We start from the raw sequence: 12,512 nt of genomic DNA on the forward strand, positions 1-12,512 counted from the left end.
GCTGTGGGGGTTACTGCCCGGGGGGTCGGGTTGTTTGTCGCTGCCGCTGCCCTGCTGGCGGCGGGCTTCCGATTCGCGTACCCGGAGTTGGCGTTGCTGGGCGCGGCGGGGGCGACCGCGGGCGGCTACGCGTTGGCCGTGGCCGCGTGGCGGCCCCGGTTGGCGGTGGTCCGCCGGGCCGAGCCGGACCGGGTGGGGCGCGGTGAGCCGGCGACGATGACGGTGACCGTCTGCAACAGTGGCCGGCTCCGGTCGGCGAACCTGGTCGCCGAGGACCGCTGTGGTGGGGTGCCGGTGCCGGTGCCGGTGTTGCGGCTGCGACCGGGGCAGGACACCACGGCCCGGTACGACGTGCCGACGACCCGCCGGGGCGTGGTGCCGGTGGGTCCGCTGCGGGTGACCCGGCGGGACCCGCTGGGTCTGGTGTCGTTGTCGCGCCCGTACGGCGAGTCGGTGCCGGTGTGGGTGCACCCGCGGGTCCATCCACTGAACGTGATGCCCACCGGCGCGGGGCGCAGCCTGGACGGCCAGGTGGATTCCGTCCCGCACGGTTCGATCACCTTCGACTCGCTGCGGGAGTACGTGGTCGGGGACGAACTGCGTCGGGTGCACTGGCGGACCAGTGCGCGGGTGGGCGAGCTGATGGTTCGGGAGAACGTGGACACCAGCCTGCCTCGCCTGGTGGTGTTGCTGGACAACCGGGCGGTGGCTCATCCGCGGCGGTCGGCTGGTCTGGCGGAGTCGTTCGAGTCGGCCTGTGAGGCGGCGGCGTCGGTGCTGACCGCCGCGTACCGGGCCGATCTGCCGGTGGTGCTGGTGTTGGTGGCCCCGGCGGAGGAGGTCAGCGCGGCGGGTGCCGGGGGGATCGGCCCGGAGCGGGAGGTCAGCGCGGCGGGCGCGCCGGACGCCGGGGTGGTGGGCCCGCTGGATCGGCTGGCGGCGGCGGGGCTCGGTGCCGACACCTTGGACGCCACCCTGACCCGGCTGCGGGGGGACCGCCTCGGCGACACCCTGATCGCGCTCACCGGCCCGGGTGGGCGGGAGACGCTCGGCCGGTTCGGTGCGCTCCGCGGCGCGTACCCGTCGGTGGTTGTCGGGGTTTTCGGGGCGGCGGAGCCGGCACAGTCGCCGACGACCGGCCTGGTGGTGATCGACGCGGTGGACGGTGCTGCCTTCGCCGCCGAGTGGGATCGGGTGCGACGGTGGTGAGGACGGCCGAGCGCGGTGCCGGTCTCGCCGCGGGGAGGAGTCGCGGGGTTTCACCGGTGTCCGCACCCGGCTCGCTCCTGACCTCGGAGCTGCCGTTGGCGGTGGTGTTGGTCGTGCTGGTGGCGCTGGCCGGGGTTGTCCTCGGGCGGACGTACGCCGGAGGTTTGCTCCCGCTGCTGGTTGCTGGTGCCGCGGCCGGCTCGGTGCTGGTGGGGGTGCTCTGTCGGCGGCTGCCCTCGTGGCTGGTGGCGCCGCTGTCGGTGCTCGGGCTGGCGGCGTGGACACTGTGGTCGTTGCGGCTCACCGCCGATCGCGCCGACCTGCCCGGCCCGCTGGTGCAGATCGCTGGCGAGGCCGCCCGCAACGGCGTTCCCCGACTGTTGACCGCCATGATTCCGGTGGAGCCGACGCCGGACACGGTCCTCGTTCCGGTGATCGCCGCCTGGTTGGCCGGGCTGGCCGCCAGTGAGGTGGCGTTGCGGGCGGGTCGGGTATTGCTCGGGTACCTGCCGCCGGTGCTGCTCTTCGCGGGCGCCGTCTACCTGGTCGGGCCGAACGCGGAGCCGGCGGTCGGGCCGACGCTGGTCTTCGTGGCGGTGGCGGTGCTCGGGCTCGCGTTGCCGGGGCGGGACCGGCCGGCCGCTGCGGACCGGCTGGCGGGGCTGCCGCCGAAGGCCGGCGCGGCGGCGCGGATCCGGCTCGTCGGGGCGTCCGCGGCCGGTACGGCGGTTGTGGTGGCACTGGCGGTCCTGCTCGGTCCCGCGCTCGTCGGCGTGATCGGCGGCCGGCCGGTTGACCCGCGCCGGTATGTGGAGCCGCCCCGCGTGGACTCGCTGGACGAGAATCCGTTGATCCGGATCTCGGGTTGGGCGCTGCAACCGGAGCAGAAGCTGCTGGACGTGACGACCCTCGCCCCCGACGAGGCAGACCCGGACGGTGCCGGGACGCGGATCCGGCTGGCGGTGCTCAGTGACTACGACGGGGTTACTTGGCAGGTCGGCGCGACGTACCGCAACGCCGGCCGGATCCTCCCGGCGACGGATACCGCACCGGGGAGCATCGTCGAGACGGTCCGCCAGGAGCTCACCGTCGCCGAGTTGACCGGACGGTTGTTGCCGGCCGTCGCCACCCCGCGGGAGGTGACCGGGGCGCGGGTGGCGTACGACCGGGCGACCGGGACCCTGATTCACCCGGAAGGGCTGGCCCCCGGGCTGCGGTACACGGTGACGTCCGCCCAGGAGCGGCCGGAGGTCAACCTGCTGGCTACGGCGGAGGTGCCGGCCGGGGCGGAGGTGGCGCGGGTGCTGCGGGTCGCCGACGGGGTGCCGGAGTCGCTGCGCCAGTTGGCGGAGCAGCTCAGCGAGTCGGTCGGCGCCCCGTACCAACGGGCGGCCGCGGTGGAGCAGTTCCTCGCCGAGCACTACCGGCTGGTGCCGGACGCCCCGAGTGGGCACGCGTACCCGAATCTGGAGTTCTTCCTGTTCGGCCCGCGCAACGCGGGCGGGCAGCGGGGAACGTCGGAGCAGTTCGCGGCGGCGTTCGCGGTGCTGGGCCGGCTGGTGGGGTTGCCGACCCGGGTGGTGGTCGGGTTCCGGCCGTCGGGCGACGGGCCGGTGCGGGCCGGGGACGCGTACGCCTGGCCGGAGGTGTTGTTCGACGGGCTGGGCTGGGTACCGTTCGATCCGCTGCCCCAGCCGGACACCGAGCCCCGGCCGGTCGAGGAGGGGTTGCGTCCCCCGCCGGAGGAGCCGCCGTCGCCGACGCCGGAGCCGAGCACGGAGCCGCCGGTCACCCCGCCGGCCTCCGGCGCACCCGCGGCGCCGGCAGACGCCACCGGCGATTCACCGTCGGTGCTGCTGGTCGGCGGTGGTGCGGTCGGGGGTGGGCTGGCCTTGGCGGCACTGGTGCTGCTGACGCTGCTGTGGCTACGCCGGGCGCTGAGCCGGGGCCGGCTGGAGCGCGGCTCCCCCGGCGAGCGGGTGGGTGGTGCCTGGCGGGAGGTGACCGACGCGCTGCGGCTCGCCGGGCAGCCGGCCACCGGTGATCTGGCCGCCACCGAGGTCGCCGTGCTGGCGCGCGACGTGTTGACGCGGGCCCGCGGGGCCGAGGCGGAGCCGGCGCCGGTCGCGGCGGTGGGGATCACCGAGTTGGCGGACCTGCTCAACCGGGTGGCCTTCGCCCCGGGCACGCTCACCGAGCGGCAGGCGGAACGGGCCGCGGCGATCGCCCGGGCATATGTCACGGCGCTGCGGGTGGCCCGTCCCTGGTGGCGCCGTCTGCTGTGGCCGGTCCACCCTGGTCCGCTGCGTCGGGACCGGGCGGATCGGCGCCGGCGGAGCGCCCGGACCTGACTGTCGACCCGGTCAGCCGGCGAACGAGTTTGCGCAGCCCGGCCTGCCAGCCGTCGGGATCCTCCGCCCGGCGGCGGGCGTACTCGGCGACCTCCGGGTGCGGCAGGATCAGGAACCGTTCCTCGGCGAGCCCGGTGATCACCGCGTCGGTCACCTGGTCCGGGGTGAGTACCGTGCCGGAGGCGGCGACGACCCGCGCGGCCAGGTGCCCCGCGGCCAGTCCTTCGGTGAGCATCGGGGTGGCGACGCCCTGCGGGCACAGCGCACTGACCCGGACGCCCTGGTCTCGGTAGGTGATGGCGAGCCACTCGGCGAAGGCGACCGCGGCATGCTTCGTGGCCGCGTAGGGCGCGTCCCCCACCGCGGTCAGCACGCCCGCGGCCGAACAGGTCATGAGCAGGTGCCCACCGCCGCGGGCGAGCATCGCCGGCAGCACCGCCCGGGCGGTGTAGACGTGGGAGAGCACGTTGACCCGCCAGGCTCGATCCCAGTCGGCGTCCGGCGCGGCCACTCCCCCACCGGTAGCCACGCCAGCGTTGGCGCAGAACAGGTCGATCCGCCCGTGGCGTCGCTCGGTCTCGGTGACCAGCGCGTGAACCTGCTCCTCGTCGGTGACGTCCACCTCGACGGGCCGGGCGACGGGCCCGACCGCGGCGGCGACCGCGCGGGCGGCCGCGGGGTCCAGATCCGCTACCACCACGGCCGCCGCTCCCTCCGCCGCGAACCGCCGGGCCAGCGCGGACCCGATCCCCCCGGCCCCGCCGGTGATCACCGCCACCCGGTCGGTGAGGTTCATCGGAGCTCACCCCCGCCCAGCCCGGCGAGCACGTCGAGGAGTGCCGCTGTGTCACCGGCTGCCAGCTCGGGCGTTGGCAGCAGCGCCAGCACGGGGAGGTCCACACCAGCCGCGGCATACCGCTGCACCTGGGCCCGGCACTCCGGCGGGCTGCCGTGCAGGACGAGCGCGTCCACCACCTCGTCCGGCACTGCCGCCCCGGCGCCCCGCCGGTCTCCCGCGGCCCAGGCCGTCCACATCGGGTCGAAGACCTCGGCGCGCCCCAGCCAGCGGTGGAACTCCGCGTACGCCGGGACGGTCAGGTAGCTGGTGATGAGCCGGCGGCCCAGCGCGCGGGCGTACCCGGTGTCCGTGGTGGGGCAGACGAAGATCCGCGCGACGACCTCGAAGCCAGGGCGAGCCCGGCCGAGCGCGCTCAGCACCTGCGGTAGGTCGGTGGCGGCGAGCCAGTTGAGGATCACGCCGTCGGCTTCGGCGGCGGCGAGCCGCAGCATGCCGGGGCGCAGCGCGGCGAGCAGCAGCGACGGTGGTACGGCCGGCGGACGTTCCAGGGTGAAGCGCCGGACGGCGAAGGTGTCGTACGCGCCGTCGACTGTCTTTCCGGCCAGGGCGGTGCGCAGGAAGCGGAGCACATCGCGGGTGCGCCGGTACGGCTCGCTGAACTCGCCGGCGTTCCAGTCCCGGACGATCACCGGCGACGAGGCGCCGATGCCGAGGGCGAACCGATCGGGGGCGGTCTCGGCGAGGGCGGCGGCGCTCATCGCGAGCAGCCCCGGTCCGCGGGTGAAGACCGGTGTCACCGCGGTGCCCAGCCGCAGCCGCGGCGCCCAGGCGGCGGCCAGCGCCAGCGGCGTGAAGGCGTCCGCCCCGGTCACCTCGGCCGACCAGACGTCGGTGAAGCCGACCTGGTCGAGTGCGTGGTAGACCGTGGCGTGCTCGGCCAGCGGGATGCCGCTCAACGGTACCGTCATGCCCCATCGCGTCGTCATCGGTCGATGATGTCCGGCCGGCGGGCGGTGGGCAAGATCTGGTCTGGTCTCCCGGCCGGGTCACCGCGCTACGCTGCGGCTCGTGACTTTCTCCCTCGTCGCCCGCTCCGCCGACGGCCGGCTACACGGGGTGGTCGTGGCCAGCAGGTTCCTCGCCGCCGGGGCGCTGGTGCCGGCCGCGGAGGCCGAGGTGGGCGCGATCGCCACCCAGGCACACGTGAACCTGGCCTACCGCCCGCAGGGCCTGGCGCTGCTGCGGACCGGGGTTGGCGCGGCGGGCGTGGTCGCCGGGCTGGTCGCCGCCGACGACGAGCGCGACCACCGCCAGCTCGGTGTGGTGGGTGCGACCGGCCCGGGTGCCGGTTGGACCGGGCCGGCCTGCCGCCCCTGGGCGGGCGGGCAGTCCGGCGATGGCTGGGCTGCGCAGGGCAACATCCTCGCCGGTCCGCAGGTGATCGACGGGGTCCGCGACAGCTGGCTCGGTGGCGGGGGGCTGCCGTTCCCGCAGCGCCTTCTGGCCGCGTTGCGCGCCGGGGACGAGGCGGGTGGGGACCGGCGCGGACGGCAGAGCGCCGGGCTGCTGGTCGTCGAGCGCGGCGCCGGCTACGCCGGCACCGGCGACGTCCTGATCGATCTGCGGGTTGATGACCACCCGGATCCGGTAACCGAGCTGGCCCGGCTGCTCGCCGCACACACTCGACTGTTCAGCCGTCCGGACCCGGGCACCCTGCTGGATCTCACCGGGCCGCTCGCGGTCGAGGTGGCCGGCCTGCTCACCGCCCTCGGGCACCCCGCCGACCCGGAGGCTCCGCAGCAGGCGCTGGTCGCCTGGGCGGGTCTGGAGAACCTGGAGCGGCGGCTGGTGTCGAACCGGATCGACCCGGTCGTGCTGGAGCAGCTACGTCGGGCCGCCCCGCAGGTTCCCGCGCCCCGCGCTGGCCGCGCCCGACCGGTGTCCTGAGGGAGCTGGCGCCGAGCCCAGCAGCGCGGCGGTCTCGGGGCCGATCCGAGCCCAGCAGCGCGGCGGTCTCGGGGCCGATCCGAACGCAACGCCACCAGCGGAGGCTTCGGGGCCGCACCGGCAGCGCTCAGGGCGCGAAGCTCAGCCAGCGAAAGTCGACGGCGGCAACGGTCGCCTGCTCCGCGGAGGTCAACGGCAACCGGCCGGTCGTCTTGCGGATCAGGGTCAGCCGGTCCCAGCCCAGGGCGGCCGGCACCGGCTGCCCACCGGTGAGCAGGTCAGCCAGCACGGTGGCGGCGGCCGGGGTCAGCCACGGTGGCCGGTCGAGCGCCGCGGCCAGGTCCAGGCCGTGCACCCCCACCTCGACCACCCGGGTACGCAGGAACTCCAGCATTGTCATCGCATCGCCGTGCCGGGTACGGACCAGCCGGCCGGGGGGCTGCACGTCGACCGCGTCGAGGGTGGCCCGCAAGGCCCGGTCCAGGTCGGCGGCGAGCGTCGTGGCGTCCCGGCACCGTGCCGCTCGGTGGCCACCTTCGATGCGGTCGGCGTCCACCGGCGGGGTGAACTTGGACGCGCCGAAGTATCCGGCAGCGTCGACCTTCGCCCGGGGCGGGGCGGGGGCGGCGAGCATCCCGGCGAGCCGGCCGACACCGGTCTGGACGTGGGCGTACAGCTCGCGGACGGTCCACGGCGGGCAGTTGGTGGCCCGGTCCAGGTCGGTCTCGGTCAGGTCCCGCAGTTCGGCAGCGAGGCGGACGCATTCGTCCCGGAACGCCGCCCGCACCGGCGTGAGCTCCGGCGGGTTACCGACGGCCGGTTCCATCATGGCTGGTTTCAGCATGGCTCAGCCCGCGTTTCGGGGGATGAGGCGGTGCGCACTGACCAGGACCAAGGCCATCACGATGGCCATCGTACCGGCGATCCCGGCAGCACCGCCCGCGTAGCCGGCGAGGAGGGGCCGGCGGGCCAACGCGCCCGCGGCGATCCGGGGGCCGTCGGCGAGCCAGGCCAGGGCGAGACCACCGGCGACGACCGCGAGCAGGCCGCCCGCGCCGAGCAGCACGGCGGCGAGCCGGTGCGCGTCGCCGGGGTCGACCTTCGCCCGCTCGCGCTGCATGGTCAACAACGCCAGCCCGCCGAGCGCCGCCCAGACCCCGACCACCAGGTACGCGGCGATGGCGTCGCTGGGTCGGTGCCATCCGGCGGAGAGGGTGGCCACTCCGACGGCGGCGGCGTAACCGGTGCCGAGCAACGCGCCCAGGACTCGGACCGTCGGTGGCAGGACGAGGACCAGCGCCACCGCGAACGAGGCGGCGACGGTGGCGTGGCCGCTCGGCAGGCTGTTGCCGGCGAAGATCCGTTGCGGGTCGATGCCGAAGTCAGGCCGGGCGAGGCCGTACTTGAGCGCCTGGGTGGTGAGGTTGGCGCCGACGACGAGCAGGGTTGCGGTGACCGCGAGCGCGACCCGGCCCCGGATCAGCGCGATGAACCCGATCACGGCGGTGGCGGCCAGCAGCGCCGCCAGCGACATGGCGTTGAGGATGTGGTTGACCGGTCCGTCGATGCGGTCCTGGCCGATCCGGTTACCGGTGAGGGCGACCGTGTCGAGCCACTGGCCGAGCTCGGTGTGCACCGCGGTGCGCCACACCACGATGAGGGCAACGGTCTGTGCCAGCGCCAGCACGGCCAACCAGACCGCCGTCCCACGCCTTGCCGTGTCACGCACCCGCACAACCTAACGGCAGGTGACATCGACTGCCCGCATGACCCACACCGTTCCGACTTTCACCTGTTCAGCGGATAACGGCGGGAAGTCGGAGTGTCAGCAGCCGGCACCCCAGATAGTTGACCCATGTCAGATCCGGCCGTGCGCTCGCGCCCGAGTGAACGGAGGGCACTGCTGTCGGGGCCAGACCCGCTGCTGGTCGCGGGGCCGCACGGCGGGTCGGGCCACCGGTACCAGCAAGCCGAACGTTGACGGGGGCGGCGATGCTCACGCGCCACGTCGGCACCCTGATCGCGGTGGTGGTGACCGTCGGGTGGCTCGTGATCGGCGGTGTGGCCCACTCGTTCCCCGGCCGCCTGGACCAGGTCGAGATCGACAACTTCCAGACGTTTCTTCCCGCTGATGCGGAGTCGCAGCAGGCGCAGCAGGACAGCCGGGACATCACCGGTGCGGATACCACGCCCGCCCTGGTGGTCTACGAGCGTTCGACCGGGATAACCGTTGCCGACCAGGAACGGGCGGACTCCGACCTGACCCGCTTCGGTCAGGTGCGGTGGGTTGTCGGCCCCGTCGCGCCCCCCGTCCAGAGCCAGGACGGGCAGGCCCTGCTGGTGGTCGTCCCGATCGACAACGCCGTGGGGCAGGCGGAGAACGACGTCATCGATCAGCTGCGCGCGATCACCGGCGGCGACCAGGGCGGACTGACCATCGAGGTCACCGGCCCGGCCGCCCTACGGGGCGACCTGATCACGGTGTTGGCCGGGGTGGGCGGCGAGTTGCTGGTCGTCACCCTGGGCGCGGTGCTGGTGGTCCTGCTGATCATCTACCGTAGTCCGATCTTGTGGGCGCTTCCGCTGATCGCCGCCGGGCTCTCGTACGTGTTGGCCACGGTCTTCGTGTACTGGCTGGCCGACGCGGATGTGATCAAGCTGAGTGGGGAGTCGCGGGGGATCCTCACCGTGCTCGTCTTCGGTGCGGGCACCGACTACGCGCTGCTACTGATAGCGCGCTATCGGGAGGAGTTGACCAGGAGGGAACGCCCGGTTGACGCGATGAAGGTGGCGTGGCGCGGCGCCGCTCCGGCGATCATCGCCTCCGGCTCGACGGTCATCCTCGGTCTACTCGCCCTGCTGTTGTCGGTGCTCAGCTCCACCCGTTCCCTCGGGCCGGTCTCCGCCATCGGCATCGCCTGCACGCTGCTGGTGCTGCTCACCTTCCTCCCCGCCCTGCTCGTCCTGGGTGGGCGGCGGGTGTTCTGGCCGCGGACTCCGCGCCCGGACCAGCGGGCCGCAACCACCTCGCACCGCTTCTGGACCCCGGTCGCCCGCCTCGTCGGCCGGCGAGACCGGCTCGTGTGGGTGATCGCCGCCATCTGCCTCGGCGTGGCCGCGATCGGGGTCACCCAGCTCGGAAGTCAGGCAATCAACCAGGATGACCTGCTCTTCTCCGGGAACCGGTCGTCGGTCAGCGGGCAGCGTCTGCTTGACCAGCACTATCCCGGCGGCACCGGCAGCCCGGCCATCATCGTGACCAACGCGGAGACCGTCGACCAGGTAGCCGCCACAGCTCGTCAGGTGTCGGGAATCGCCTCCGTGGCACCGGTCACCGCTGCAGGTGGGGCCTCGACGACGGCTGAGCAACCAGGGGCCGCACCGAAGGTCGTGAACGGACGGGCGCAGCTGAACGCGACCATGAGCGACGCACCGGACGGTGACAGCGCTGAGCAGGCCCTGCGGCGGCTCCGTGCCGCCGTTCACGCGGTGCCCGGCTCCGACTCCGTGGTCGGTGGCTTCACGGCAACAAATGTGGACACGGCCAACGCCGCCGACCGGGATCAGCAGGTCATCTTTCCGGTCGTCCTGGCCGTGATCCTGCTCTGCCTGGCGGTGTTGTTGCGCGCCCTGCTGGCGCCGATACTCCTGGTCCTGACCGTGGTGCTCTCCTTTACCGCCACCGTGGGAATCTGCGTGCTGATCTTCCGGTACCTGCTCAACGTCCCCAAGGTGGACCCGGAGTTTCTCCTGTTCGCGTTCGTCTTTCTGGTCGCCCTGGGGGTGGACTACAACGTCTTTCTGATGAGCCGGGTTCGGCAGGAATCAGAGCGGCTGGGCACCCGACGCGGAGTACTGTCCGCACTCACCGTGACCGGTGGGGTGATCACCTCCGCCGGTGTCGTGCTCGCGGCGACCTTCGCGGCACTGGCCGTGCTCCCGGTTCGTATCCTGGTGGAGCTGGGCATCGCCCTTCCGGTCGGGCTTCTTATCGACACCATCGTCGTGCGTTCCCTGCTGGTGCCGGCCCTCACCCACGACGTTGGTCGCCGAATCTGGTGGCCGAGCCGGCTCGAGCGAAGCGACGGTGGTCCGCCGGGCACCGGTTGACCGCCGGGGCAGCCGGCCCAGCTGTCGCCCGGGTTGCCGGCGGGAAGGGACGGCGCCGACCTTCGGAGCAGCCGGACGACGGAAGCCGCGGACAGATCCACTGGGCAGGGCCGTCACCGCGATCGGGAACGAGTAACCAAGTCAATCAGAACAGCGACAAACGCGATGACGAAGAAACAGATGATGACCGCCAGCGGAATTCGGAAGGCGAGGAGCCAGTCACCGGTTCTGTCCAGGCTGGTGAAGAGGGCGGTGCCGACGACGGCGACCCCGAACCCACCCCCAAGGCGCTGCCCCGTCTGAAGCATCCCACCGGCACTGCCGCCCTGCGCCGGTGGCACGTGCGCCAGAGCCAGGGTCTGGTTCGGAGCAATGACCAGTCCACCACCGACGCCGGCGGTTACCAGTCCACCGCCCAAGCCTGCCAGGAGCAGGGGCAGAGTGGCGGCGTGCGGGGAGCGTGGATCCGGTAGGAACAGGTCTGCGACCAACAGCATGGCGAGCCCGACTGCTCCACACGCCAGCCCCGCGGCGATCAATGGCCGCCCGATCCGGCTGGCCTTGGCGCCGGCGGCCACCGAGCCAAGGGCCGTACCCACAGCCAGCGGCATGAGAGCGATAGCCGCCACCAACTCGTCGTGCCCGAGCCCTTGCTGCAAATACTCCGACACCAGGTAGTAGATGCCCTCGTAGCCGGCGAAGTAGAACGTGGCGATGAATGCGCCCAGGGCGAAGGACCGGATCCGAAACAGGCCCAGGTTGAATATCGGCTCGCCGCGGCGGGCATAGGACCGTTCCCAGTAGAAGAAGGCGACCAGCATCGCCAGGCCGGCCGGTAGGAACAGCCAGCGGAGCAGCCCCGGCCACTGTTCTCCCTGCATCAGCCACAGCAGCCCCAACCCGCCCATCAGCAGGAGGGCACCGATCAGGTCCAGGTCGGGGCGCCGCCCCCGCTCGGCGACGGGGAACAGCCGCCAGCCGAAGCCGGCGACGACGACCCCCAGCGGAACATTGATCAAAAAGATCCACCGCCAGCCCTGCTCGCCGCCGAGGGTAACCAGGGCGCCGCCGAGTATCGGACCGGCCAGTCGGGAGCCACTGACTCCGACCGCCAGCAGCCCGAGCGGGCGTCCACGGGTTCGGGGCGAGAACATCCGCTGGACCGCCCCGAACACCTGGGGTAACGCGATTCCGACGCCAACTCCCTGCACCAACCGAGCGACAATCAGCCATTTTCCGGAGGGGGCGAAACCGGCAACCACGCTCGCCACGACGGACAACATGATGCCGGCCACAAATATGTTGCGCCGGCCGCGCTGGTCGCCGAACCGGCCGGCCGGCACCAGCGTCAGTCCGAGCGTAAGAAAATACCCGGACACCAGCCACTGCTGGCCGCTCGGGCTCAGGTCGAACACACTCCGGATCGTCGGCAAGGCGATCACGACCAGGGAGATGTTCAACCCGCCCAGAAACACCGCCAGCAGCCCGACAGTCGCCGCCGGCCACGGTCGTACCGGCCGCCCCGACCCGGTCCGGGGCGCCTCCCCCGCACCCAGCTCACCCTCGTTCATCAGGCTGTCCGGTACCAGAAAGAACGATCGTGGCCGAACTCTCCGGACGGGCGGTGGAGAGCACGGTCGCTCCGTAGCACCGGCGCTCCCCAACTCGAAGTCGTGACCCGATCCCCACCCTATGGGTGACACCACCCAGGCGACCGGATCATTGGAACCGACTCATCCCAACGTGCCGGGCGAAGGTCCGAGTCTGCGCCCGCTCGGTGCGGGGCCGGCCGCGGCTTCACCCGGGCCTTCCGCCCGAAGACCGGCCTCCCGGGTGCCGTTGCCGGCCGCCCTTCCGGTTAGCCGACAGGTGCAACCGCGGCAACGACCAGCACCTGAGTCCGGTGAACCGAGGACGAAGCCGCGTTCCTCAGCAAGGACCTCGGCTACCACGATCACATACGGGGCGCCGAGCACATTGCCGCGACCAGGGTCCGCAAGGAGGGGTGGGCGCCCGGATACCGTGCGGCGGGAAAGCGGTGGGCTGGTCCGGTCGGACCGCCGGATCGGATCAGACGACGATCGATGTCCGGTTCG

Annotated in this window: 9 protein-coding genes; 4 read left to right on the top strand and 5 right to left on the bottom strand. The window is 72.8% G+C overall.

Features of this window, described 5'->3' with window-relative positions:
* The first annotated feature begins 3 nt into the window (after positions 1 to 3).
* Together T398_RS14880 and T398_RS14885 are read left to right on the top strand one after the other, a co-directional pair.
* Positions 4 to 1,209, top strand: coding sequence for a DUF58 domain-containing protein (locus T398_RS14880; protein WP_496447511.1), 1,206 nt, complete (start codon positions 4 to 6; stop codon positions 1,207 to 1,209).
* The gene (locus tag T398_RS14885; RefSeq protein ID WP_496447513.1) at positions 1,185 to 3,560 is read left to right on the top strand and encodes a transglutaminase TgpA family protein; all 2,376 of its coding nucleotides are present in this window, start codon (positions 1,185 to 1,187) and stop codon (positions 3,558 to 3,560) included. Before T398_RS14880 ends, T398_RS14885 begins: the two co-directional genes overlap by 25 nt.
* On the opposite strand, the gene T398_RS14890 is transcribed toward T398_RS14885, so the two are convergent.
* Together T398_RS14890 and T398_RS14895 are read right to left on the bottom strand one after the other, a co-directional pair.
* Positions 3,448 to 4,356, bottom strand: coding sequence for an SDR family oxidoreductase (locus tag T398_RS14890; protein ID WP_496447514.1), 909 nt, complete (start codon positions 4,354 to 4,356; stop codon positions 3,448 to 3,450). The two genes, T398_RS14885 and T398_RS14890, sit on opposite strands and share 113 nt — an antisense overlap.
* Positions 4,353 to 5,327, bottom strand: coding sequence for an LLM class F420-dependent oxidoreductase (locus T398_RS14895; protein ID WP_496447638.1), 975 nt, complete (start codon positions 5,325 to 5,327; stop codon positions 4,353 to 4,355). Before T398_RS14895 ends, T398_RS14890 begins: the two co-directional genes overlap by 4 nt.
* A 100-nt stretch (positions 5,328 to 5,427) precedes the next feature.
* On the opposite strand from T398_RS14895, the gene T398_RS14900 reads away from it, so the two are divergent.
* On the top strand, positions 5,428 to 6,306 hold the full coding sequence (locus T398_RS14900; RefSeq protein ID WP_496447516.1) for a DUF1028 domain-containing protein: 879 nt from the start codon (positions 5,428 to 5,430) through the stop codon (positions 6,304 to 6,306).
* A gap of 127 nt (positions 6,307 to 6,433) precedes the next feature.
* On the opposite strand, the gene T398_RS14905 is transcribed toward T398_RS14900, so the two are convergent.
* Positions 6,434 to 7,150: a maleylpyruvate isomerase N-terminal domain-containing protein gene (locus tag T398_RS14905; RefSeq protein ID WP_496447517.1), complete on the bottom strand. Its 717-nt coding sequence runs from the start codon at positions 7,148 to 7,150 to the stop codon at positions 6,434 to 6,436.
* Between the two features lie 3 nt (positions 7,151 to 7,153).
* The gene (locus T398_RS14910) at positions 7,154 to 8,041 is read right to left on the bottom strand and encodes a phosphatase PAP2 family protein (protein ID WP_496447519.1); all 888 of its coding nucleotides are present in this window, start codon (positions 8,039 to 8,041) and stop codon (positions 7,154 to 7,156) included.
* Positions 8,042 to 8,298: 257 nt separating this feature from the next.
* Here T398_RS14910 and T398_RS14915 point away from each other — a divergent pair, with 257 nt between their 5' ends.
* On the top strand, positions 8,299 to 10,416 hold the full coding sequence (locus T398_RS14915) for an MMPL family transporter (RefSeq protein ID WP_496447521.1): 2,118 nt from the start codon (positions 8,299 to 8,301) through the stop codon (positions 10,414 to 10,416).
* Positions 10,417 to 10,529: 113 nt separating this feature from the next.
* Here the strand turns inward: T398_RS14915 and T398_RS14920 are convergent, their stop codons facing one another.
* Positions 10,530 to 11,987, bottom strand: a complete 1,458-nt coding sequence (locus T398_RS14920; protein WP_496447522.1) for an MFS transporter — start codon at positions 11,985 to 11,987, stop codon at positions 10,530 to 10,532.
* Positions 11,988 to 12,512 lie beyond the last annotated feature (525 nt).

Source organism: Salinispora goodfellowii, assembly GCF_059570675.1.